The sequence below is a fragment of the Chryseobacterium sp. PvR013 genome (assembly GCF_017833095.1).
In the GTDB taxonomy this organism is placed as follows: domain Bacteria; phylum Bacteroidota; class Bacteroidia; order Flavobacteriales; family Weeksellaceae; genus Chryseobacterium; species Chryseobacterium culicis_A.
In genome coordinates this window covers 4914508-4937393 of the sequence record NZ_JAFIBT010000001.1, presented here as the reverse complement: position 1 = coordinate 4937393, position 22886 = coordinate 4914508, and the positions used below count along the sequence as shown (strand labels likewise).

Here is a 22886-nt window from a genome sequence, read left to right as displayed (position 1 = left end):
TCTACAAATTTAATATAAGTTCTGCAAAAAACTATTGTACGAAATTGTAGAATTTATTACATTTGTTATATATATTCGAGAAATTATAAATTTGATGAAAAAACTTTTACTTTTATTTCTATTTGTAGGCACTTTTGTTGGATTTTCCAACAATTTAAAAGCTCAGCTTAGAGAGCCGGGTTCCATCACTCAAAAGGCGGATGATGGTGTATTGCTTGCCTATCCAAATCCTGCAAAGGATTTCCTTATTATTAAGGCAAAAGATTCTTCGTTAAGAATCAAAAGTGTGACTTTTTATTCAATTTTGGGTATGCAGGTTGCTAGTTATACGGTGAATATGAATTCCGGAGAGATTAATATTGAAAAATTAAAGCCCGGAAAATATATGATCCGATATATTTTAAGTGACAACACGCAGAAAGTTACTCAAATCGTGAAACAATAAATTAAAATCCTGATAATCATCAGGATTTTTTCTTTTACATTAATTCTGTTTTAATATTTCCGTAACTTTCGGGACTTTTTCATACTAATAGTAAAAAGAACAATTTAATGCTAAAAGCTGAACATATTAAAAAGACCTATAATGCCGGAAAAAAGGTCGCCCTGGATGATTTTAGCATCCATGTTCCAAAAGGCAGTATTTATGGCCTTTTAGGCCCCAACGGAGCCGGAAAAACTTCTTTTATCCGTATCATTAACCAAATTACACAGGCCGACTCTGGAGAAATCCTTATTAATGGACAAAAACTGAACCCTGCCCATATCAAAGACATTGGCTATATGCCTGAAGAAAGAGGACTGTACAAAAACATGACTGTTGGTGATCAAATTCTATATTTCGGGGAACTGAAAGGAATGACCAAAAGTGATGCTTTGAATGAAGCCAAAAAATGGTTTGAAAAACTGAACATTGATCAGTGGTGGAAGAAAAAGCTTTCTGAACTTTCTAAAGGGATGGCACAAAAAATTCAGTTTGTAGTTACCGTTCTTCACAGGCCGCATCTTTTGATTCTTGATGAACCTTTTTCGGGTTTTGATCCTGTGAATGCCAACTTAATCAAAGATCAGATCATTGATCTTAAAAATAACGGAACAACCATTATTCTTTCTACCCACAGAATGGAAAGTGTAGAGGAAATGTGTGATTATGTTGCTTTGATTAATAATTCCAAGAAAATTATTGACGGAAGGGTTTTTGACGTAAGAGAAAAATTCAAGAAAAATATTTTTGGGATTACGCTTTCTGAAGTAAGCAGTGATCATTTTGAAAATTTCAAAAATAAATATGAGATCTTCAATTTATCTAATGAAAACAATCTTGTTTCTTTTGATCTGAAAAATGAGGAGAGCCAAAATAATGTGCTTCTTGATCTGGTACAGGTAGGTAAAGTAAGATCTTTCGACGAAAGAATTCCTAGTATGAATGAAGTGTTTATTAACGCTGTCAGTAACCATTCTTAATTTATGAATAATATTTTTTTAATTACCAAGAGAGAATTTCTTACCCAGGTTAAGAAAAAATCTTTCATTATATTGACTTTGCTTGCTCCTGTAATGATTATTGCTTTCGGAGCAGTGGTGGGTTTAATGTTTAAAGCAAATGAGTCACATAGCATTATTGAGGTGGTGGATAAGAGCGGTCTGTTTACCAACCATCTTAAATCTAATGATAAATTAAACTACGTTTTTGTTTCCGCGGCTGATGAAAAGTCTAAGATTAACAATTTAAAAGGAAATGAATCTCTGGACGGCATTCTGATCCTTCCTGAATTGAAAAATCAGAATTTCGATGCGCTTGAAAAAGAGGCAAGACTGGTCATCAACAGCAAAATAGGATTTGACACCAAGCAGCAAATTGTATCTGACATCAGCAATGTGGTCAGAAAAGAAAAAATCAAGCAATTGGGTATTCAGGAAACTCAATTGAATGATCTTGACAAAAACTTTACTTTAAAAACCATTAATGTAACGGATAATAATAAAGAGGATTCTGATCTTGCTTTTGGCGTTAAATCCGGATTGAGCATGGTTCTGATGTACGTTACCTTTATGTTCATCATTATTTATGGGGTAAGGGTGATGAGAAGTGTTCTTGAAGAGAAAAATAACCGTGTTGTAGAGATTATTATTTCCTCTGTAAAACCGTTTGAACTGATGATGGGTAAGATTCTGGGAGTAACAATGGTTGCACTGACCCAGTTTTTGATCTGGATTACCATGTCTGTCATCGGAGCATTGGTATTAAATACAGGCTTTTCTCCGCTTCAGAAAAATATTCCGGGGGCCAATGAAGAGATTGCAAGTAAGCTGGACATTGGGCAGCTTGCTACCCAGATTTCTCACAGCTTACTGGAACTGAACTTCCCGCTAATCATTTTTGTATTCATCGTTTTCTTCCTATTAGGCTATGTCTTCTATAGCTCTATTTATGCAGCCATTGGTTCTGCTGTAGATAACGAAACAGAAACACAGCAATTTACTTTATTTGCAATTTTACCCTTAACATTAGGCATGTATGGCAGCTTCACACTGATGAATAATCCGGAAGGACCTTTAGGCTTCTGGCTGTCTATCATTCCGTTTACTTCACCAGTTGCTATGATTGCCAGAATTCCATTTGGAGTTCCTGCTTGGCAGATTGTATTGTCTATAACATTACTGCTGGTAACAACTATTTTCATGATCTTCCTTGCCGGAAAAATCTATCGTGTAGGTATTCTGATGTACGGAAATAAAGCTACTTTAAAAGAGCTTTGGAAGTGGATTAAGGGCTAATTAATCGAAATAGCAAAACGCTAATTTTATCTTTTGATTTTCCAAAAGACATATCAATAAAAAATCCCGGAAACTGAGTTTCCGGGATTTTTTATTTTGAAATATTCTATTTGAATATGTAGCTTAAAGTAAGTGCGATTACCTGTTCTGATTTTTTCTTATCAGTACCCTTGGTTTCTTTAGCGAGACCTGGATAAGTATCTCCTAGACCTAGGTCGTATTTTAAAGCTACTTCAAGTTGTCTTTTGTAGCTATATCCTACTCCCAGTCCAAGTCCCCAGTTAAAGCTCTTTGCCTTTCCATTTACGCCTGACGGCTGGTTAGGATCGGTAACATCCGGGTCATAATAAGGTCTGCTTACAGGAACGTCTTTTACGTTCTGGCTCAGTAAGAAGTTAAATCTAGGTCCTATTAATCCAAAGAATTCTGATTCTGCTTCAGAGAAATATCCTTTGAAATAAAGAGGAACACTCAGGTAGTTATTAGCATATACTGCATCATAACCGCTTACCCCTTTAGCATCTTTATCTTTACCTGTTTCTCCTGCACCATAGTACAGAACTTCAGGCTGAATAAAGAATTGGTTTGCCTTTCCTACGGGAATCAATGCCAATGCTCCAGCTTGGAAAGTGTATCTTGGGCCTGAAGGATTGTGGGCGTTAGATACTCTGGAGTAGTTTAAACCTCCTGTAACTCCAAATCTTGTACTTTTCCATTGCACCTGTGCAAAAGATAAGGCAGAAAGAGTTAAAGCTGAGGCTAATAAAAGTTTTTTCATATGGTGTGGTTTTATATTATCCAAGAATTTTTGCTACAGTAGCACCGATATCAGCTGGAGAATCTACAACGTTGATACCGTTTTCTCTCATGATTTCCATTTTTGCCTGAGCTGTATCTTCAGCACCACCTACGATAGCACCTGCGTGTCCCATTGTTCTTCCTTTTGGAGCTGTTTGTCCAGCGATGAAACCTACAACCGGCTTATTAGATCCGCTTGCTTTGTACCATCTTGCAGCTTCAGCTTCAAGACCTCCACCGATTTCACCAATCATTACAACTGCTTCAGTTTCAGGATCGTTGATGAATAGCTCTAATGCTTCTCTTGTTGTTGTTCCGATGATTGGGTCACCACCGATACCAATTGCTGTAGAGATACCGTAACCAGCTCTTACTACCTGGTCAGCAGCTTCGTAAGTAAGGGTTCCTGATTTTGAAACGATCCCTACTTTTCCTTTTTTGAAAACGAAACCTGGCATAATACCAATTTTAGCTTCTTCAGAAGTAATGATTCCAGGGCAGTTTGGTCCGATTAATCTGCAGTCTCTGTCAGCGATGTAAGATTTTACTTTTACCATATCAGCTACAGGAATTCCTTCAGTAATACATACAATCACTTTAATTCCTGCTTCAGCAGCTTCCATGATAGCGTCTGCTGCGAATGCCGGCGGTACGAAAATGATACTTACGTTTGCTCCTGCTTTTTCAACAGCGTCAGCTACAGTATTAAATACCGGTTTTCCTAAGTGCTCGCTACCTCCTTTTCCTGGAGTAACACCACCTACTACGTTTGTTCCGTATTCAATCATCTGACCAGCGTGGAAAGTTCCTTCATTTCCTGTAAATCCTTGTACAATTACTTTAGAATCTTTGTTTACTAAAATTGACATTTTATTGTTGTTTTAATTTATTTATTTTCAGTTTATACGTCTTATACGTTCAGACAAAAATAATGATTATTTGTCGTTAAAAAAATTTTTAAATCTGATTTTATTCATCATATCTTTTCAACAGATCGATTAAATCTTGTTCCTTAAGTCTGTTGTAATTAATATTTTCAATCAGTGGTTCCAGCTCGGGTTTATCAGCCGTTAATTCCTTCAATTTCTTCCTGTTATTGACAAAAAGACTTAACGGTTGTCTTATATCTCCTTTGTATAAAACATCTGATGTAAGAGTGGATCCGTCATAACCATGACGTCTGTATGCTTTCAGCCATTTTATTTTTCTACCATCATATACCAGTTCTACCAAAGTTTTGGTTGATTCTAAAGGAAAATAAATAAAAACTCTTGGCTTTCCTTTAAGATCTACGAACTCAATTTTTTGAATTTCAGATGGTTGATATTTAATAGTTTGTCCATTTTCCAGAATCTTAACTTTTCTGTCGCTAATCGTTATCTCATCAATTTGATTACTATCAAAAAGATTAGTTATAAAAGGTATTTTAGCATCTACAGTTCTGTTATCACTAAATGTAACCTTTGATTCAATCTGTGATTTCTGAGCGAAACTTATTGAATATACAAAAAGAAATAGAGCTAATAAATTCTTCATCATAGTTTTCTCAGTTTTACTTCTTTTTTCAGATAGGTTTTGAAATCTTCTGCAAACATCCCGATATAGGTTCCTTTTTCCAGATCTCTGTTCACTCCTGTTTTTCCCAAAAGTACGGATCCAGCCTCAATTTTATTTCCTGAAGCAATCCCCACCTGTCCCCAAAGCGTCACCTCATCTCCAATGACACAACATCCTGCTATTCCTACCTGAGAAGCAATCAGACATTTTTTTCCGATAACGGTATCATGCCCGATTTGAATCTGGTTATCCAAAACAGAACCTTCACCAATGATGGTAGAGTCTGTAACTCCTCTGTCAATGGTACAGCCATTACCGATCTCTACGTTGTTTTCAATGATAACATTTCCTACAGAAATCAGACGGTCAAAGTTTCCATTCAGTTTTCTGTAATAAAATGCGTCACCTCCTAAAACGGTGTTAGACTGAATAACAACATTATCTCCGATTTCGGTACGGTCTCCAATCACAACATTTGGAAAGATAAGGGTGTTTTTTCCAATTTTCACATTGTTTCCGATCACTGCAGAATGGTGAACTTTTGTACCCTCTCCTATTTCAACATCATGAAGCTCTTCTGTGAAATTATATATTCGGGTAAAATGAGTATTGATTTTATTAAAGTCTCTGAAAGGATCATCAGAAACCAAAAGTGCTTTGCCTTCCGGGCAATCTACTTCTTTATCAATTAAAATAATAGTGGCTGCAGAGTTTAATGCTTTGTCATAGTATTTAGGATGGTTTACAAAGACAATATCACCAGGTTTTACCATGTGAATTTCATTGGTTCCCAATACTTCAAAATCTTCCGGCCCTACAAATGCTGAGCCTATTAAATCTGCAATCGTTTTAAGCTTTTGCGGAGAATGGAATCTCATAACAATAGATTTTCTTATAAAACAAAATTCGGACTGCTGATGCAAACCGAATTTATGTAATTTTTATTTATTATTTTACTCTTTCTAAGTAGCTACCGTCTTCAGTGCTTACTTTAATTCTGTCTCCCGGTTCAATGAACAAAGGAACCATTACTCTTGCTCCTGTTTCAACGATTGCGTTTTTAAGAGCATTGGTTGCAGTGTTTCCTTTAACCCCTGGATCAGCTTCGATAACATCAAGATATACCGACTGTGGAAGTTCAGCAGAAAGTGGTGTTTCATCAGCTTCTTTCAAAATGATTGTTACTTCTTCACCAGCTTTCATAAACTGAGAGTTTTCAATCATTTCTTTATTGATGTATAACTGAGAGAAGTCATCATTGTTCATGAAGTGGAATCCGTTCTCATCATCATACAAATACTGGAACTTTCTGGTGATTACTTTTACTTCATCAATTTTGTGTCCCGCAGAGAAAGTGTTATCAATTACTTTACCGTTGGTTACAGACTTTAGTTTTGTTCTTACGAAAGCAGGTCCTTTTCCTGGTTTTACGTGAAGAAACTCAATTACTTTATAAATATCATTGCTATACTCGATACATAGCCCTTTTTTGATATCGTTACTTGTTGCCATTAATATATTTTATATTCTTTTTATTTATTATTCTCTTTATTCACCAAATCAATTATATCTTCCAGGTAATACTGATTGGCTTTTAGTTTTGAAATCACCTCCGGATCATTATCTGTAAGTTTAACAATGAGTTTTGTATCCACTACCAATCCAAAGCTGACATCTCTTTTATCAGAGGTATTATTTGATTTTTCAATATCAACCAAAAGAACCTTGTAAGAATTTCCTTTTTTATCCTTCCACGCAAACTTAGGTGTTAAACCTGCATTCAAAGCGCCTCCTAACAAGCCTCCTCCGTAAGGATTATTGTATGAAATTGCTTTTTTATCTTTTACTTCATCCAGATAGATCAAAAAATATTTCTTCCCGATTACATTCACTCTTGCAAATGTATCAAAAGAATAGATATACGCTGCATAGGTCATACTAAAATACAGGTTATCCTGATATTTCATCAGCCATGCTCTATTCTCCATCTTTGCCTTTTTATCAGTATCTGCAAATCTGAATGGCGACATTTTGATGTAATCTTCATTCTGACTTTTTACTTCTGCATAAACATTGGGTTTAGCAAGGCTGTCTTTTTTATAATCTGAGAAGCCGTAATAGAACTCCATCCCTGTTATCCTTTGGTTTTGGGAAAGGCAAAAATGTGAAATTACCAATGCAAAAAGAAAAGATAATTTTTTCATTAGTTACTCTCTTTACCGGTTCCGTAACCTTTTACGATACCTCTTGGTGAATTTTGAATAAACTGTAAGATTTCATCTCTTTCAGCCGTTGGAAGCATTTCTTTTTCAATATGGGAAATAGCCTGAGAAACGTTCATCTTCATCTGAAAGATCGCTCTGTAAATTTTCTGGATTTCAAAGATCTTTTCATTCGTAAAACCTCTTCTTCTTAAACCAACAGAATTGATCCCTGCATAAGACATAGGCTCTCTTGCTACTTTTACATAAGGCGGAATATCTTTTCTTACCAGAGTACCCCCGGAAATCATGACGTGTTTTCCGATTTTACCAAACTGGTGAACTGCAGATAAACCTCCCATTACCGTATAATCTCCAATCTCCACGTGCCCTGCAATACCACAACCGTTGACAATGATAACGTGATCTCCGATAACACAGTCATGTGCAATATGCGAAGTTGCCATAATAAGACAGTGAGCTCCAATTTTGGTAAACCCTAAGGCTTTTGTCCCTCTGTTTACGGTAACACATTCTCTAATTGTCGTTTCGTCACCGATAATCACCTGGGTATCTTCACCATCAAATTTCAGATCCTGAGGAATCGCAGAGATTACCGTTCCCGGGAAAATCCTACAGTTTTTTCCTATTCTTGCACCATCCATAATGGTTACATTAGGACCAATCCATGTTCCTTCTCCAATTTCTACGTCCCCTGCAATGGTAGTGAAAGGTTCTACGATTACATTTTTGCTGATTTTCGCACGTTTATCTACGGCTGCTAATTGATGAATCATTTAATCAACTTTATTTTTTGCAACTTGAGCCATAAGCTCTGCTTCTACTGCTACAGTGTCTCCTACATATCCATATCCCTGCATATGAACAATTCCTCTTCTGATAGGCTCTATCAATTCAATTTTGAATATAAGCGTATCTCCCGGAATTACTTTTCTCTTGAATTTCACCTTATCAATTTTGATGAAATAAGTAGAATAGTTTTCAGGATCCGGAACGCTGGCCAGTACAAGAATTCCTCCTGTCTGTGCCAATGCCTCTACCTGAAGTACTCCAGGCATTACAGGTTCTTTAGGGAAGTGTCCAACGAAGAATGGCTCATTCATCGTAACATTTTTCAGACCTACAACGTGAGAATCTGAAAGTTCAAGAACCTTATCAATCAATAAGAATGGAGGTCTGTGAGGCATAAGCTTCATAATTCCGTTGATATCGAATACGGGTTCTTTTGTCAGGTCAAAATCCGGAACGTTTTTCTTTTTCTGCAATTTCCACTGGCGGTTTAGTTTTTTCGCAAACTGAGTATTCACAAAGTGTCCCGGTTTGTTAGCGATAACTTTACCTTTTATTTTTACACCTGCCAAAGCAAGGTCACCGATTACATCCAGTAATTTGTGTCTCGCAGCTTCGTTAGGATAATTTAAATTAAGATTGTCCAGAATACCGTTGGGTCTGATCGATACATTGTCTTTTCCAAAGGCTTTCTTTAATTTTTCTGTAGTTTCAGGAGTAAGATCTTTATCTACATATACAATAGCGTTGGAAATATCTCCACCTTTGATCAAACCATGATCTAAAAGCATTTCCAACTCATGCAGGAAGCTGAATGTTCTTGCTGATGAGATTTCGTCTTTAAATTCTGAAATATTTTTAAGGGTAGCATTCTGAGTCCCTAATACTTTAGTCCCAAAATCTACCATGGTAGTTACTTCGTAAGTATCTGAAGGAATAATTGTGATTTCCGAACCTGTAGCCGGATCACTGTAAGTAAGAACTTCTTTTACTACAAGATATTCTCTTGCTACCGTTTGTTCTGCTACTCCAACACTTTCGATTGCTTCTACAAAGTATTTTGAAGATCCATCCAAAATAGGAGGTTCAGAGGCATCCATTTCTAAAACTGCGTTGTCTATATCACAACCAACCAGGGCTGCTAAAAGGTGTTCACATGTGGTAATTTTTACCCCTAATTTTTCTAATGTAGTTCCTCTTTCTGTTGCTACAACATAATTTACATCTGCTTCTACCTGAGGATGTCCCTCCAAGTCTGTTCTTACAAATACAAAACCTGTATTTTCTTTTGCAGGTTTAATGGTAAGTTTTACTTCTTTACCCGTATGAAGGCCAATTCCAGAAAGAGTTACCTCTTGCTGAAGTGTTTTTTGCATATCACTCATTAGTATTATCTTTTGAGTTATTCTCAAGATTATTTATTCTATTTACTATTCCAGGTAAGTTCCTGAAATGAACATAACTCCTCAAATAGTCATTGTAACTGATAGCCGGTGAGCCGTACAATGTTTCTCTGTCATTAACGCTGGAATTCACGCCACTCTGAGCCTGGATTTTCACCTGATTTCCTATTTTGATATGTCCTACAATTCCTACCTGACCACCGATCTGGTTCCAGTCACCGATTGTAGTAGAACCGGCAATTCCCGCTTGTGCAGCAATCACATTATTCTGACCAATTTTCACGTTATGAGCAATCTGAATCAGATTATCAATTTTGGTACCTTTACCAATAGTAGTAGAGCCTATTGTAGCTCTGTCAATACTACAGTTTGAACCGATTTCAACATCGTCTTCAATAATTACATTTCCAAGCTGTGGTATTTTTTTGAAGCCTTCAGCGGTTGGCTGGAAACCAAAACCGTCACCTCCAATTACCGTATTGGAATGAATGACACAGTTATCCCCAATAATACAGTAGTCGTAAATTCTGGCTCCACTGTCTATTTTACAGTTTTTACCAATTTTCACTCCTTTTCCTATATATACATGTGGATAGATCTGTGAACCTTCCCCAATTTTAGCTTTCTCAGAAACATAAGTAAATGCCCCGATATAGGCTTTATCTCCTATAATGGCAGTATCATGAATGGAAGATCCATTCTCAATACCTTCTTTTCTCCCCTGCATTTCCTGATATAAATTCATCAGAATCTGAAAAGAAAGATAGGCATCCTTTACAACAATTAAGGTAGGGTTATAATGATTTTTCTCCAGAAGTTGTTCCGAAACGATAATAACAGAGCATTTTGAGCTATCCAAAAAATGAGAAAATCTATCTTGTGCTATAAAAGAAAGATGTCCTGATTCCCCATTCTCAATTGGTGAAACTCCCGTAATAAGTGCATTCTCGTCACCTATTATTTTTCCGTCAATAAAACTTGCAATTTGCGAAGCTGTAAATTCCATATTCTGCAAAGATAAGAAATTCTATAATTTGCAAACATGTTTTAGTTTCAGATCGTAAATTTTAATATTCTTTAAGAGTCCAATTTGGAGATATCTCTTGGAAACATAAGGATATAACGAGTGGTTTTATTCACGATCAACCCGGATAAAAGCTGATCTTCCGACTCGTGCAGCCTCGTTCTCCTGCCATTTTTATGCAGTAAATAAATCGGCTGTTTCTCTGCATGATAGGGTAATAATTTTCTTTTAATTTCATGAACCAATTCATTACCATTATCGATTCCAAAAAATTCATTACTCTTTTTTATTTTTTCATCAATTATTTTCTCGTCAAATGGATGAGATGAAATGATTGTTTTAGGTAAATTTCTCTGAATTACACATTTACACCAGTATGACAAGACAAAATCATCCGAATTCTGCCATTCTTTCATTGCCTGAATTACGTCATTATCATCAAGATTGGTAAATCGTTCTATATCTTCATCCGTTGCAGCACTTTTTTCACGGTATAAAAAATATTTCAGATTATCCGTTGCAGGAAGCTCTGTACCCTGAGAAATCAGATATTTTGCTCTTTCAAGAATTTTAACCAAAAGAAATTCTGCTAAAGCTGAAGTTTTATGATAGTACACCTGCCAGTACATAAACATTCTGGCGGTCAGGAAATTTTCAATGGAATAAATTCCTTTTGCATCAATCACCAGCTCCCCTTCTTCACACACATTCATCATGGAAATAATTCTTTGGGTATTAATATTTCCTTCTGATACTCCGGTAAAAAAACTGTCTCTTTTCAGGTAATCCAAACGGTCCACATCCAGTTGGGAAGAGATCAGCTGATTAAAAAATTTTCTGTGATATTTCCCCTGAAACATTTCAATCGCCATTGAGAGTTCCCCTTTGAATTCCTCGTTCAGCTTGTTCATCAACAGTAAAGAAAGATTTTCATGGTGCCAGTCATCCATCAGCATACTTTCAAGCGCATGAGAAAACGGACCATGACCAATATCATGCATCAGAATAGCCAGCATCGCTCCTTTTTCTTCTTCCTCAGAAATTTTTACTCCTTTCTGTTTCAATGTTTCCAAAGCTGTAAACATCAGATGCATGGCTCCCAGTGCATGGTGAAATCTTGTATGGGTAGCACCGGGAAATATCAGGTTCAAAAGTCCGGTCTGCCCGATTCTTCTTAATCTCTGAAAGTAAGGATGCTCAATGATATCAAATAAAATTTCGTGTGGAATTTTGATAAATCCGTGAACAGGATCGTTGATGATTTTTAGCTTATTCTGCATTGAAACGTCAATATTAGTAAACAAAGTTAGGCATTTTAAATTTGAGTTATGATTAATTTCATGTTAAAAGAAGATCTATTCCCCTTCAGGATTAATTCCTTAGAAACGTTTGTCATTATTGTATTTTAAGCCTATCTTTGATTGAGAAAACACGATAACTTTTAATGAGAAAATACTCTCTTTTCCTTTTATTATTTTTAAGCTTACATTTTTCCGCACAAGTTATCACTGAGACCCAAAAACTGGAGTCCCTCTGCAGAATTTGGGGATTTTTAAAATATTATCATCCTCATGTTGCCAAAGGAAATATAAACTGGGACAAACAGCTTTTTCAGAAGATTAATGAACTGGAACATATTCATAACAAGCAGTCTCTTAATACCCTTTATTCTGATTGGATCACCAACCTTGGAGAAGTTCCTTTGTGCAAAGAATGTTCAGTAAAGGATCATAAAGTTTATTTCCTTAAAAATTTTGATTTGCGCTGGATTGATAATTCGCAGATTTTCTCTGATGATGTATCTCAAAAACTTCGTTATATTGAAAAAAACAGGAATCTTGGAGACAATCACTATGTTGGAAAAGGCGGGAGAAAAATATATTTCAGAAATGAAAAATCGTATGGCTCTGAATTTACTTCCAAAACAATTAGCCTGCTGGAATTATTCAGGTACTGGAATTATGTAGAATATTTTTTTCCTTATAAATATGAAACCGATCAAAACTGGAATGATGTTCTTTCCGAAATGATCCCAAAATTTCTCATGATTGATAATGACGAAAATTTTCACCTTACATTAGCAGAACTGGTCACTAAAACGGATGACTCACATGCCTTTATTTCTTCAAAAGAGATTCAGCTCCATCAGTATGGTAAACGAAAAGTTCCTGTAGAATATTCTTATGCTGAAGGAAAACTGGTTGTTATAAAAATCAACAACACCCGATCAAGAAACAGCAGTCCTTTGCATACCGGTGACATTATCTATGATATTGATGGTAAAACAATTCCTCAAATGATCAATAACCTGGGAAAATATGTTCCTGCTTCGAACTCATGGGGCAAAGTCAGCAAAATAAAGGACAAACTTCTTTTCAGTAACAATGATTCTATTTCTGTAAAGATTGAAAGAGAAGGGCAAAATCTGGAAATAAAAGCCAAAACCTATCTTGTCAAAGATATCTTTCATGAAAAAATTGTGGCTCCCCAAAAGTGGAAATTCATTGATGATGAAAAGAAAACCGGGTATGTTAATATGGGAATGATAGAAAAAGAAGATCTGGATGAAATGTACAGAGAATTGAAATCTACAAAATCCATTATCTTTGATATAAGGAACTACCCTAAACAAACCATTATTCCTTTAAGCTATCTTCTGCTTCCAGAGCCAACCGTGTATTATCAGTTTACTTTTCCTGATACCAGCTATCCCGGAAAATTCTACAGCAGAAAAAATGTGACCGGCAGAAAGAATCCTGAATACTATAAAGGAAATGTAATCGTTTTAGTAGATGAGAATACACAGAGCCAGGCAGAGACCACAACAATGATGTTCAAACAGCATCCGAAAGCTAAAATTATCGGCAGTAATACTTCCGGAGCTAACGGAGATGTTGTTATGTTTAAAATTGCTGACCTGGACACACGGTTCACTGGCCTTGGGGCTTATTATCCTGACGGCAGGGAAACTCAAAGGATAGGAATAATCCCGGACATTCTTGTAAAACCCAGTGTAGAAGGACTTAAAAACGGTAAAGATGAAGTCCTGGAAAAGGCTTTAGAATATATAGAAACCATTCCTTAAATGAAGCAAAAATGTGAAATATTTTACGGTATTTTCATTTAACTAATATTTAACTTTTAATCTTTCGATTTTGTGAGATTTTAAAAGGAATTGGTCAACATTTTGATACAATAACCATGTAAAAAATAAATTATGTCAGAAAAGATATTATGGATCGATGATGAAATAGATTTACTTAAACCTCATATCGTATTTTTAGAAAAGAAGGGTTACCAGGTAACTCCTGTTAATAATGTGAATGAGGCTTTGGAACTTATGGATTCAGAGAAATTTGCTTTAACGCTAATTGATGAAAATATGCCCGGCATTTCCGGATTGGAAGCCATTCCTATGATTAAGGAAAAAGATAATGCCTTAAAAATCGTCATGGTGACCAAAAGTGAAGAGGAACACATTATGGAAGAGGCTATCGGTTCCCAGATTGCCGATTATATATTAAAACCTGTAAATCCTAACCAGATATTACTTTCCTTAAAGAAAAATCTTCAGGAGGATAATCTTGTTGAACAAAAAACTATTTTGCAGTATCAGCAGGAATTCAGGAATCTTTCTATGGAACTTTCTTATTTGAGAACCTATCAGGAATGGGCTGAATATTATAAAAAGATCCTCAGCTGGGAAATCAAGTTTGATAAAGTAGCAGATAATGAATTTGCCGACCTTCTGCAATCTCAGAAAGAAGAAGCAAATATTCAGTTTGCTAAGTTTATTGAGAAAAACTATGCAGATTGGCTTATTGATTCAGACAAGCCTCTGATGAGCCATACCCTGTTCAAGGAAAAGGTAAAGCCTGAAGTGGAAAAAGAAAAAGTTCTTTTACTGATGGTTGATAACCTTCGTTATGACCAATGGAAAGTAATTGAGCCTTTATTTACAAAATATTACAATAAAATATCAGAAGATTACTACTACAGTATTCTTCCTACCGCAACACAATATGCGAGAAACTCTTTCTTTGCCGGATTAATGCCATCCGAGATTGAGAAACGTTTCCCGGATAAATGGTTTAATGATAATGAGGAAGGAAACAAAAATGAATTTGAGCGCGATTTCCTTGAAGATCAAATGAAGAGAATTGGTCTCGGATCAAAGTCTATGAAGTATCTTAAAGTACTGAACGCTGATTTTGAAAGAAAGATCTATGATGATTTCAATCAGCATAAAAATAATGATCTGTTGGTCATTGTATACAACTTCATTGATATCCTTTCCCACGCAAAAACAGACAACCATATTGTAGATCAGCTGATCCGTGATGATAAAACGTTCCGTTCTCTTACTTTCAACTGGTTTGAAAACTCTTCTTTACTGAAGATCATTAAAACCGCTGCAGAAAATGGATATAAACTGGTTATCACCACAGACCACGGAACGGTATACGTGAAAAAACCAAGTAAAGTTGTAGGAGACAGAGAAACGTCTACGAATATCAGATACAAAACAGGTAAAAGCTTAACGTATGATGACAGTGATGTATGGGCAATTACCAATCCTGAAAAGCTTTTCCTTCCCAAAGGAAATTTAAGTTCGAAATATATTTTTGCTAAAAACAATATATTCCTGGCGTATCCTAAAAATTACAATCATTTTGTAAATTACTATAAAGAAACTTACCAGCATGGGGGGATTTCACTGGAAGAGTGTATCATTCCCATCAGCGTTCTAGAACCCAAGTAGTTTTTTTCATAGTTTATTTAATTTTGGGTTTAAGGCGGAAAAAATCATTCGATTTTTTCCGCCTCTTTTTTATAGTTCATATCTTCGTAAAAAATAAATCATGTTTATTATTTCGCTCACTTATAAGAGTTCTCTTGAAGATATAGAAAGACATATTCCCCAACATAATATTTTCCTCGACAAACATTATGAATCCGGAGTGTTTATCGCATCAGGAAGAAAAGAACCCAGAACAGGAGGGATCATTATTGCCAAAACGGAATCTAAAAAAGATATTGAGCAGATTATTACTGAAGATCCTTTTTATATTCATGAAATAGCAGATTATACCATCACCGAATTCATTCCGTCCAAATACAATGACAATTTTAAAATATTTATAGAAGAATAATGAGATTAATCACCTACAATGTCAATGGAATCAGAGCAGCTTTCACGAAGGATTTTCTAGGCTGGCTGAAGACTGCCGATCCGGATATCATCTGTATTCAGGAGAGCAAGGCAGGAAACGATCAGATAGATATCGAAAGTCTTGAAAAATTAGGATATCACAGTTATTGGCACTCAGCGGTAAAAAAAGGCTACAGCGGGGTCGGAATTGCCTCAAAAATAAAACCCAATCATGTAGAGTATGGTTGTGGTATTGAAAGCTACGATAATGAAGGAAGAATCATCCGTGCAGATTTCGATGGATTTTCTGCCATTTCCGTCTATGTGCCTTCCGCTTCTAATATTGAGAGACTGGATTTTAAAATGCAGTTTTGCCATGACTTCCTGGAGTATATCAAAAACTTAAAGAAAGAAATTCCTAACCTGGTTATATCCGGTGACTTTAATATCTGCCATGAGGCTATCGACATTCACAATCCTGTAGGTCTAAAGAATGTTTCAGGATTTCTTCCTATGGAAAGGGAATGGATGACCAATTTCATCAATGAATGTGAATTGATTGACAGTTTCAGGTTTTTCAATAATGAACCTGATCATTATACATGGTGGAGTTACAGGCAAAATTCAAGGGAAAGAAATAAAGGATGGAGGCTGGATTATAACTTCACCTCTTATAGTTTAAAAGATAAGCTCAGCAGGGCTGTTATTTTAAAGGAAGCAGTACATTCTGACCATTGTCCTGCTTTATTAGAATTGGATGTTTAATCAACGGGATATTACCGCATACAAAAAGCCAGCTGAATCAGCTGGCTTTTTTTTAATTTAAATCATAAAATTAATCGACAATTTCATATTCGACCGGAATTGTACCATGACTGATATCTCCGATCTCATCGAACGCAGCTTTAGACATATCTAAAGATCTTGATGAATGGAAAGGCCCTCTGTCATTAATTCTCACTATTACCTCTTTACCATTCTTAAGGTTTGTTACCTTAACGTTTGTTCCAAATGGAAGCGTTCTGTTTGCTGCAGTAAACTTTGAGTTATCAAAGATTTCTCCGCTAGCAGTTTTTCTACCGTTAAATTTATCGTGGTAGTACGATGCATAACTTGTTTTTTTCGCATCTAAGGCATTACTCGTAAAAGAATAAACACCTAAGGTTGAAATCATCATTATGATTACGAGAATGAATCTTTTCATCATTTTGAACTTTTATTGGTTTTGACGGGACAAAAGTATCAGGAATCTTTATAAAACCCTATCCAATATGTTAAAAAGAGTTAATGAAACAGTAAAGAAATGTTAACAAACCCTGCAATACCCTATTAACAGGGCTTTTAGACCACACTGTTAAAAAATGTTAAAAAAATACCCAAAAAGTTAATATAATTAACTAAATCACATAAAATTTGAAAAAGCAAAAATAAAAACAAATTGAAAATCAATTAGTTATAAAATTAACAACGTTAAAAAATTGAATCAAAAAAATTATTATTAAAATCAGAAATCATAAAATCTGATTCTGGAGAAAAGTCCTGATAGAAGATATCTGGCTTTATAAAATCAGGTTTCTGAATCAGATTTTAACAGCATTATATTTTGTTAAAACTTCCTGATTGATTCTTTATTTCCATAATCTCATGATTCTACACTAAAAAATTACATCAATATGATTACTTACTGTCAAAAAAATAAATGAACGCTACGCCTCTTAAAAGTAAAAAACCAATGATATTCTCATTGGTTTTTATTATGTAACTAAATAAATTTCTTTATTTTAAGTATTCTAAAACGTAGTCATACGTTCCGTTAGGATATACTACAGACATACTTGGAGACCCTGTAACAGCAGCTCCTGTACCTGTATCATATGAATACAATCCTCTAGAATATACTGTATTAGTACCCGCTTTATAAATAGTAATTCCGTACATAGCAGTAATTCCAGCAGGAGCAGGAATTGTTACTGCAGTAGTAGTACCGTTTGCAGCGAAAGTTCCTTTTATACCATAAATTTGTGCGTTGTTTACCTGTCTGTTTGTAACAGTTTCAGTAGTAAGAATATTTTCTTTACCTCCTCCACCTAATGGCAACCATTGTCCTGAAGCAGAAGAAAATGCCGGCGTTGGAGTAGGATTGCTAAAATAGTAAAAACCTACACCTACAGTTTGACCTCCGATACCTGATCCTGTAGCAGGAGTAGTACCGGCAACCGAGTTATATACGATCATACCATCATATGCTGTAGGAAACTTCAATGCATTAGTTACTGGTGTAACAAATGTAAAAGTAGTTAAGTTTGTTCTTGGAACAGATAAACCTTTTCCTAAGTTATTTGATGAAGGGAAACTTGAAGCATCTAAGTAAACTGATTCTCCACCTATGGTTGCATTAATTGTATTATTTGTTTTGATCTGTGCATTAGAAAAGATACCCACAGCTAATAATACAAGAGCAGAAATTTTTTTATTTGTGTTCATTTCACTATTATTTTAAATTATAAACTTGTGCAATACCATGCACCACTGATGAAAGTATACTCTAATGCCGAACCTGATACTGCTGGCGAAGTAGTTGTACTAGAGTGAACACCAGTAACACTAAATCCAGCACCACCTGTAGCATCAACAATTCTGAATTTATCTCCGGCAACTGAAGTTGCTATTGCAGGAGCTGCAATAGTTACATTCGTAGTTACCAACATTGATTCATTCTTGTTAATAGCAGTCGATTGTGAAACGTTAGTATATCCGATAGCTGTAGCTGAGCCACCTATAGGCTTCCATTCAGGAACTGAATTATCGAAATAATAGAATCCAGGGCCTGTAATTTTAACTTTTCTTGCACCTGTACCTGTTCCGGAAGTAATGTAAACAATTGCTCCATTCTGAGGTGCACCGTATGTACCACTGGTGTCATCCTTAGAAGATAATTCTGCTGCCGTCATACGAGGGACTAGTAAGGCATCAGGTCTTGCATTGTCTGTAGTATTTGCTACTACGTCTAATGTTGCGGCAGGTGTGGTTGTGTTAATCCCCACTCGCCCCTGTTGAGCCTTAGAAACGGCCGAAAGGCCAACAAGCATAATTGCTGTTAATAAAAATTTTTTCATAAGTTTTTAAAGATTTTTAATTACATTTTTTCATCAATATTTCCAAAAAGCTTAATAAATCTCAACTTGTGAACACTGAACTAAAAATAAAATATTCAAATAAGTATTTCAATTGATTTTAACTTCATTTCAATGATTAACTTGCTGAAATCATACGCTTTAAAAATATTGCTTCTTGCGCAAATTTAAGACATAATTTTCGATTTTAAATACATTATAAAAGAAAATTAAAAATTCTTAATTACACAAAATATTAACAAATTGATTATCAATACAATAAAAATAAATTACCGAGAAAATTCTATGTTAATTTTCGTTAATAATTTAATTTTAAAAATGATATTTTTACTTGATTAATAAGCGTTTAGCTAGACTAACTCTCCATATAAGTCAAATTCTTCGGCAGAGGTAATTTTCACGTCTGCAAATTCACCTATTGAAATATAAGTATCTTCGGCAGAAACCAAAACTGTATTGTCCACATCTGGTGAGTCATACTCTGTTCTTCCGATAAAATAATTCCCTTCTTTACGGTCAAAAATACATCTGAATACTTTACCGATTTTTTCCTGGTTTTTCTCCCACGAAATCTGAGACTGAAGCTCCATGATTTCTTCTACTCTTGCCTCTTTTACTTCCTGTGGGATATCATCTTCCAAAACATGAGCAGTGGTATTCTCTTCATGAGAATAAGTAAAGCAACCTAATCTGTCAAACTTTTGCTCTCTTACCCAATCTTTAAGCTCCTGAAATCTTTCTTGTGTTTCTCCTGGATATCCAACAATAAGCGTTGTTCTGATTGCCATATCAGGAACTTTCTCTCTGAATTTTCCTAAAAGGGCATCCGTTTTTTCATGGGTAGTTCCTCTTTTCATAGATTTCAGCAAATCTGAATTGATATGCTGAAGAGGAATATCTATATAGTTACATACTTTAGGTTCTTCACGGATAATATCAAGAACATCTTCCGGGAAGCCGCTTGGAAAGGCATAGTGAAGACGAATCCATTCTACTCCTTCTACTTTTACCAGTTCTTTTAGAAGATCACCCAATGCTCTTTTTTTATAAAGATCCAACCCATAGTAAGTAAGATCCTGAGCGATAAGAATTAATTCTTTTGTTCCTTTTTTGGCCAGTTTCTGAGCTTCAGAAACCAGCTTTTCGATAGGCGTTGAAATATGTCCTCCTCTCATCAATGGGATGGCACAGAAAGAGCATGGTCTGTCGCAGCCTTCAGAAATTTTAAGGTATGCGTAATGTTTAGGAGTTGTTGTTAATCTTTCTCCTACCAGCTCATGTTTATAATCTGCTCCAAGGTGCTTTAAAAGTATTGGAAGGTCTCTGGTTCCGAAATACTGATCTACATCCGGAATTTCTTTAATCAAATCCGGTTTATATCTTTCAGATAAACATCCTGTAACGAATACTTTTTCAACCTCGCCTCTGTTTTTAGCGTCCACATAATCAAGGATGGTATTGATAGACTCTTCTTTAGCATTATCAATAAATCCGCAGGTATTGATGACCACAATGTCCCCACGGTCTTCGTGAACCACTTCTTTGCCATTGGCTTTCAGCTGGCTCATTAATACTTCAGAATCATATACATTCTTGGAACATCCAAGAGTGACTACATTGATTTTCTTCTTCCCTACAGATTTTGTACGCATCGTTTTGATTTTGAGTCTGCAAAGATACAAAATATTGGAGAGTTAAGATTAAAAAAGTAAAACCACTTTATAAAAGTGGTTTTCAGGGATATGCTTTAAAAGTTTTTTTCTTTAAATCCAGGAGCGTTCTCGTCTTTTTCAGAAAGGATGGCGTCTTTTTCATCTACCTTCCAGTCGATATCAAGATCGGGATCATTGAATTTTACACTGCCTTCTGATTCTTTGTTGTAAAAATTATCACATTTATAAGAAAATACAGCGTGGGTACTCAGCACAGAAAACCCGTGCCCGAAACCTCGCGGTACATAAAGCTGTAATTTATTTTCAGCAGTAAGTTCTATTCCGAACCATTTTCCAAATGTAGGCGAGTCTTCTCTAAGGTCTACAGCCACGTCCCAAACGCTTCCTTCAAGACAAGAAACTAATTTTGCCTGAGCATGTTCTCCTTTCTGAAGATGTAATCCTCTTAATACTCCATAGGAAGATTTGGAAATATTATCCTGTACAAAGTGCCCGTTCATTCCGGTAAGTTCCTCGAATTTTTTTTCGTTGAACTTTTCAAAGAAGTATCCTCTTTCATCCTCAAATATGGTAGGCTTTATGATGTAGCAGTCTTTAAGCGGGGTTTCTTTAATTTTCATAATAGTTAAAAAACTCTATTTCAATGTGGTTATTAATGTTTTAAACAAAATTTTTGCATCGTTTTTAAAAGACATATTTTCAAAATAGTCCAGATTCATTTTTACTTTGTTCGGAAATAATACTTCATCATTATATGCTAAAGGATCTTTCTGGTTTTTCAGAAGATTTTCTTCATCTCTGTATTTGATGCTTGCTTCACAGGTAAGCCCGGGTTTGAGTTCCAAGACTTTTCTATCTGCTCCGGCAAGTTTATCATAATACCCTTCGATATCCGGTCTGGGACCCACAAAACTCATTTCGCCTTTTAAAATATTAAACAATTGCGGAAATTCATCCAGCTTAAATTTTCTGAGCGTCTGCCCGATTTTTGAGCATGTTCTCGTCTCTTCATGAATTGTTTTAAATTTAAAAATGGTAAAAGGTTTTCCATACTGCCCTATCCGGGTCTGAAAAAAAATTCCATTGGAAGAGGTATCCCAACTTGCAATCACAAATAAAATGATCAGTACCGGCATAAGAAAGAGGATCAATATTGCCGCTAAGGTAAAATCAAAAACCGCTTTCCAATATGTATACTGATTCATTAAATTCGATGATATTAAATTCCAAAGTAAGTATGCACTACTTTTGTGATTCTTTCTCTGTCATCATCTGACAGATTAGAGCCTGAAGGAAGACATAATCCGTTATCAAAAAGCTTTTCTGAAATATTCCCTCCATAATAAGGTGAGGTTTCAAAAACCGGTTGTAAATGCATTGGTTTCCACAGTGGTCTTGATTCAATATTATCTTCTAAAAAGGCAAATCTCAAACCTTCTCTGTTTTTCCCTGTAGTTTCAGGATCAACAATGATTGCAGACAGCCAATGGTTTGAATAAAAATCATCTCCTGACTCTGAAAATACTGTTACTCCTTCAATATTCTTGAAAAGGTCAACATAGAAATTGTGCATTCCTCTACGGGCCTCAACTCTGTCCTTAAGCACTTCCATCTGCCCTCTTCCTATTCCTGCAACAATATTGCTCATTCTATAATTGAAACCAATCTGCGAATGCTGATAGTGAGGTGCATTGTCTCTTGCCTGTGTAGAAAGGAAAACGGTTTTATCTTTATCTTCCTGAGTGTGACAAACCAAAGCTCCACCTCCTGAAGTGGTAATAATTTTATTTCCGTTAAAACTTAAAATACCAAAACGTCCGAATGTTCCGCATGCCTGTCCTTTATACGTTGAGCCAAGAGCTTCAGCCGCATCTTCTATCACAGGAATCTGGAATTCCTGAGCGATGGCTGTAATTTCGTCCATTTTTGCCGGCATACCGTAAAGGTGAACGACAATGATTGCTTTAGGTTTTGTTCCTTTTTGGATTCTGTCTTCAATGGCTTCTCTTAGTGCTTTTGGACACATATTCCATGTAACAGGCTCACTATCGATAAAAACAGGAATTGCCCCACAATACGCAATTGGATTGGCTGAAGCAGAAAAAGTCATTGATTGGCAGATTACCTCATCACCATGTACAACTCCACATTCGATAAGAGCAAGGTGTAATGCTGCAGTACCTGCAGAAAGTGCTGCTACTTTTGCGCTTCCACCTAAAAACTGCTCCAGATCACTTTCAAATCCATTAACATTAGGTCCCAACGGAGCTACCCAGTTTTCTTCAAATGCTTCGTTGATGTATTTTTGTTCATTCCCTCCCATATGTGGCGAGGACAGCCAGATTTTAGTATTCAT

Annotated in this window: 24 protein-coding genes; 7 read left to right on the top strand and 17 right to left on the bottom strand. The window is 35.7% G+C overall.

Annotation, left to right across the window (positions count from 1 at the left end):
* The first annotated feature begins 94 nt into the window (after positions 1-94).
* The 3 genes from JOE44_RS22510 (at position 95) to JOE44_RS22500 (ending at position 2778) form a co-directional block, all read left to right on the top strand.
* The gene (locus tag JOE44_RS22510; RefSeq protein ID WP_089690001.1) at positions 95-445 is read left to right on the top strand and encodes a T9SS type A sorting domain-containing protein; all 351 of its coding nucleotides are present in this window, start codon (positions 95-97) and stop codon (positions 443-445) included.
* A gap of 107 nt (positions 446-552) precedes the next feature.
* A complete protein-coding gene (locus JOE44_RS22505) occupies positions 553-1464 on the top strand; it encodes an ATP-binding cassette domain-containing protein (RefSeq protein WP_209787789.1) in 912 nt (303 codons plus the stop codon).
* A gap of 3 nt (positions 1465-1467) precedes the next feature.
* Positions 1468-2778, top strand: coding sequence for an ABC transporter permease (locus JOE44_RS22500; protein ID WP_209787786.1), 1311 nt, complete (start codon positions 1468-1470; stop codon positions 2776-2778).
* A 106-nt stretch (positions 2779-2884) separates the two neighbouring features.
* On the opposite strand, the gene JOE44_RS22495 is transcribed toward JOE44_RS22500, so the two are convergent.
* From JOE44_RS22495 to JOE44_RS22450, 10 genes are all read right to left on the bottom strand, one after another.
* Entirely contained in the window at positions 2885-3556 is a 672-nt protein-coding gene (locus JOE44_RS22495) for a porin family protein (protein ID WP_105681212.1), read from the bottom strand.
* A gap of 16 nt (positions 3557-3572) precedes the next feature.
* Positions 3573-4445, bottom strand: a complete 873-nt coding sequence (sucD, locus tag JOE44_RS22490; RefSeq protein WP_047378735.1) for a succinate--CoA ligase subunit alpha — start codon at positions 4443-4445, stop codon at positions 3573-3575.
* Positions 4446-4545: 100 nt separating this feature from the next.
* Entirely contained in the window at positions 4546-5115 is a 570-nt protein-coding gene (locus JOE44_RS22485; protein ID WP_209787784.1) for a hypothetical protein, read from the bottom strand.
* On the bottom strand, positions 5112-6011 hold the full coding sequence (locus JOE44_RS22480) for an LpxD N-terminal domain-containing protein (RefSeq protein WP_209787781.1): 900 nt from the start codon (positions 6009-6011) through the stop codon (positions 5112-5114). The genes JOE44_RS22485 and JOE44_RS22480 overlap by 4 nt, the downstream gene beginning before the upstream one ends.
* Before the next feature lie 70 nt (positions 6012-6081).
* Positions 6082-6645 carry an elongation factor P gene (gene efp, locus JOE44_RS22475; protein WP_209787779.1) on the bottom strand — a complete coding sequence of 188 codons (564 nt, stop codon included), beginning with the start codon at positions 6643-6645 and terminating at the stop codon, positions 6082-6084.
* Between the two features lie 20 nt (positions 6646-6665).
* Positions 6666-7337: a hypothetical protein gene (locus JOE44_RS22470; RefSeq protein ID WP_209787776.1), complete on the bottom strand. Its 672-nt coding sequence runs from the start codon at positions 7335-7337 to the stop codon at positions 6666-6668.
* Positions 7337-8131, bottom strand: a complete 795-nt coding sequence (lpxA, locus tag JOE44_RS22465; RefSeq protein ID WP_209787773.1) for an acyl-ACP--UDP-N-acetylglucosamine O-acyltransferase — start codon at positions 8129-8131, stop codon at positions 7337-7339. Before lpxA ends, JOE44_RS22470 begins: the two co-directional genes overlap by 1 nt.
* A complete protein-coding gene (locus tag JOE44_RS22460) occupies positions 8132-9529 on the bottom strand; it encodes a bifunctional UDP-3-O-[3-hydroxymyristoyl] N-acetylglucosamine deacetylase/3-hydroxyacyl-ACP dehydratase (protein ID WP_105681218.1) in 1398 nt (465 codons plus the stop codon).
* Positions 9522-10553 carry a UDP-3-O-(3-hydroxymyristoyl)glucosamine N-acyltransferase gene (gene lpxD, locus JOE44_RS22455; RefSeq protein ID WP_209787771.1) on the bottom strand — a complete coding sequence of 344 codons (1032 nt, stop codon included), beginning with the start codon at positions 10551-10553 and terminating at the stop codon, positions 9522-9524. The genes JOE44_RS22460 and lpxD overlap by 8 nt, the downstream gene beginning before the upstream one ends.
* A gap of 71 nt (positions 10554-10624) precedes the next feature.
* Positions 10625-11851 carry an HD domain-containing protein gene (locus tag JOE44_RS22450; protein ID WP_209787768.1) on the bottom strand — a complete coding sequence of 409 codons (1227 nt, stop codon included), beginning with the start codon at positions 11849-11851 and terminating at the stop codon, positions 10625-10627.
* A 164-nt stretch (positions 11852-12015) separates the two neighbouring features.
* Here JOE44_RS22450 and JOE44_RS22445 point away from each other — a divergent pair, with 164 nt between their 5' ends.
* The 4 genes from JOE44_RS22445 to JOE44_RS22430 all read left to right on the top strand — a co-directional run bounded on the left by JOE44_RS22445 (position 12016) and on the right by JOE44_RS22430 (position 16488).
* Positions 12016-13656, top strand: coding sequence for a S41 family peptidase (locus tag JOE44_RS22445; RefSeq protein ID WP_209787765.1), 1641 nt, complete (start codon positions 12016-12018; stop codon positions 13654-13656).
* Between the two features lie 132 nt (positions 13657-13788).
* Positions 13789-15333 carry a bifunctional response regulator/alkaline phosphatase family protein gene (locus JOE44_RS22440; protein WP_105681222.1) on the top strand — a complete coding sequence of 515 codons (1545 nt, stop codon included), beginning with the start codon at positions 13789-13791 and terminating at the stop codon, positions 15331-15333.
* Between the two features lie 100 nt (positions 15334-15433).
* Positions 15434-15724 (top strand): YciI family protein, encoded by a 291-nt coding sequence (locus tag JOE44_RS22435; RefSeq protein WP_209787762.1) that lies wholly within the window; start codon positions 15434-15436, stop codon positions 15722-15724.
* Entirely contained in the window at positions 15724-16488 is a 765-nt protein-coding gene (locus tag JOE44_RS22430) for an exodeoxyribonuclease III (protein ID WP_209787759.1), read from the top strand. The genes JOE44_RS22435 and JOE44_RS22430 overlap by 1 nt, the downstream gene beginning before the upstream one ends.
* Positions 16489-16558: 70 nt before the next feature.
* Here the strand turns inward: JOE44_RS22430 and JOE44_RS22425 are convergent, their stop codons facing one another.
* The 7 genes from JOE44_RS22425 to JOE44_RS22395 form a co-directional block, all read right to left on the bottom strand.
* Positions 16559-16930, bottom strand: coding sequence for a septal ring lytic transglycosylase RlpA family protein (locus JOE44_RS22425; RefSeq protein ID WP_105681225.1), 372 nt, complete (start codon positions 16928-16930; stop codon positions 16559-16561).
* A 569-nt stretch (positions 16931-17499) separates the two neighbouring features.
* Positions 17500-18207 (bottom strand): hypothetical protein, encoded by a 708-nt coding sequence (locus tag JOE44_RS22420; RefSeq protein ID WP_209787756.1) that lies wholly within the window; start codon positions 18205-18207, stop codon positions 17500-17502.
* 17 nt (positions 18208-18224) lie between these two features.
* On the bottom strand, positions 18225-18812 hold the full coding sequence (locus JOE44_RS22415; protein WP_209787754.1) for a hypothetical protein: 588 nt from the start codon (positions 18810-18812) through the stop codon (positions 18225-18227).
* A 395-nt stretch (positions 18813-19207) separates the two neighbouring features.
* Positions 19208-20509 (bottom strand): 30S ribosomal protein S12 methylthiotransferase RimO, encoded by a 1302-nt coding sequence (gene rimO, locus JOE44_RS22410; RefSeq protein WP_209787751.1) that lies wholly within the window; start codon positions 20507-20509, stop codon positions 19208-19210.
* A gap of 95 nt (positions 20510-20604) precedes the next feature.
* Positions 20605-21150 (bottom strand): dTDP-4-dehydrorhamnose 3,5-epimerase, encoded by a 546-nt coding sequence (rfbC, locus tag JOE44_RS22405; RefSeq protein WP_209787748.1) that lies wholly within the window; start codon positions 21148-21150, stop codon positions 20605-20607.
* 15 nt (positions 21151-21165) lie between these two features.
* Positions 21166-21735: a sugar transferase gene (locus JOE44_RS22400; RefSeq protein ID WP_209787745.1), complete on the bottom strand. Its 570-nt coding sequence runs from the start codon at positions 21733-21735 to the stop codon at positions 21166-21168.
* 14 nt (positions 21736-21749) lie between these two features.
* Positions 21750-22886 (bottom strand): DegT/DnrJ/EryC1/StrS family aminotransferase, encoded by a 1137-nt coding sequence (locus tag JOE44_RS22395; protein ID WP_209787742.1) that lies wholly within the window; start codon positions 22884-22886, stop codon positions 21750-21752.

Bases quoted from the DNA above. Each gene is read 5' to 3' on its own strand.
- lpxD (WP_209787771.1), bottom strand. From the start codon at position 10,553: ATGGAATTTACAGCTTCGCAAATTGCAAGTTTTATTGACGGAAAAATA.
- JOE44_RS22480 (WP_209787781.1), bottom strand. From the start codon at position 6,011: ATGAGATTCCATTCTCCGCAAAAGCTTAAAACGATTGCAGATTTAATA.
- sucD (WP_047378735.1), bottom strand. From the start codon at position 4,445: ATGTCAATTTTAGTAAACAAAGATTCTAAAGTAATTGTACAAGGATTT.
- efp (WP_209787779.1), bottom strand. From the start codon at position 6,645: ATGGCAACAAGTAACGATATCAAAAAAGGGCTATGTATCGAGTATAGC.
- lpxA (WP_209787773.1), bottom strand. From the start codon at position 8,131: ATGATTCATCAATTAGCAGCCGTAGATAAACGTGCGAAAATCAGCAAA.
- JOE44_RS22425 (WP_105681225.1), bottom strand. From the start codon at position 16,930: ATGATGAAAAGATTCATTCTCGTAATCATAATGATGATTTCAACCTTA.
- JOE44_RS22495 (WP_105681212.1), bottom strand. From the start codon at position 3,556: ATGAAAAAACTTTTATTAGCCTCAGCTTTAACTCTTTCTGCCTTATCT.
- JOE44_RS22460 (WP_105681218.1), bottom strand. From the start codon at position 9,529: ATGAGTGATATGCAAAAAACACTTCAGCAAGAGGTAACTCTTTCTGGA.
- JOE44_RS22400 (WP_209787745.1), bottom strand. From the start codon at position 21,735: ATGAATCAGTATACATATTGGAAAGCGGTTTTTGATTTTACCTTAGCG.
- JOE44_RS22450 (WP_209787768.1), bottom strand. From the start codon at position 11,851: ATGCAGAATAAGCTAAAAATCATCAACGATCCTGTTCACGGATTTATC.
- JOE44_RS22510 (WP_089690001.1), top strand. From the start codon at position 95: ATGAAAAAACTTTTACTTTTATTTCTATTTGTAGGCACTTTTGTTGGA.
- JOE44_RS22440 (WP_105681222.1), top strand. From the start codon at position 13,789: ATGTCAGAAAAGATATTATGGATCGATGATGAAATAGATTTACTTAAA.
- rimO (WP_209787751.1), bottom strand. From the start codon at position 20,509: ATGCGTACAAAATCTGTAGGGAAGAAGAAAATCAATGTAGTCACTCTT.
- JOE44_RS22395 (WP_209787742.1), bottom strand. From the start codon at position 22,886: ATGAATACTAAAATCTGGCTGTCCTCGCCACATATGGGAGGGAATGAA.
- JOE44_RS22435 (WP_209787762.1), top strand. From the start codon at position 15,434: ATGTTTATTATTTCGCTCACTTATAAGAGTTCTCTTGAAGATATAGAA.
- JOE44_RS22430 (WP_209787759.1), top strand. From the start codon at position 15,724: ATGAGATTAATCACCTACAATGTCAATGGAATCAGAGCAGCTTTCACG.
- JOE44_RS22445 (WP_209787765.1), top strand. From the start codon at position 12,016: ATGAGAAAATACTCTCTTTTCCTTTTATTATTTTTAAGCTTACATTTT.
- rfbC (WP_209787748.1), bottom strand. From the start codon at position 21,150: ATGAAAATTAAAGAAACCCCGCTTAAAGACTGCTACATCATAAAGCCT.
- JOE44_RS22485 (WP_209787784.1), bottom strand. From the start codon at position 5,115: ATGATGAAGAATTTATTAGCTCTATTTCTTTTTGTATATTCAATAAGT.
- JOE44_RS22500 (WP_209787786.1), top strand. From the start codon at position 1,468: ATGAATAATATTTTTTTAATTACCAAGAGAGAATTTCTTACCCAGGTT.
- JOE44_RS22420 (WP_209787756.1), bottom strand. From the start codon at position 18,207: ATGAACACAAATAAAAAAATTTCTGCTCTTGTATTATTAGCTGTGGGT.
- JOE44_RS22415 (WP_209787754.1), bottom strand. From the start codon at position 18,812: ATGCTTGTTGGCCTTTCGGCCGTTTCTAAGGCTCAACAGGGGCGAGTG.
- JOE44_RS22470 (WP_209787776.1), bottom strand. From the start codon at position 7,337: ATGAAAAAATTATCTTTTCTTTTTGCATTGGTAATTTCACATTTTTGC.
- JOE44_RS22505 (WP_209787789.1), top strand. From the start codon at position 553: ATGCTAAAAGCTGAACATATTAAAAAGACCTATAATGCCGGAAAAAAG.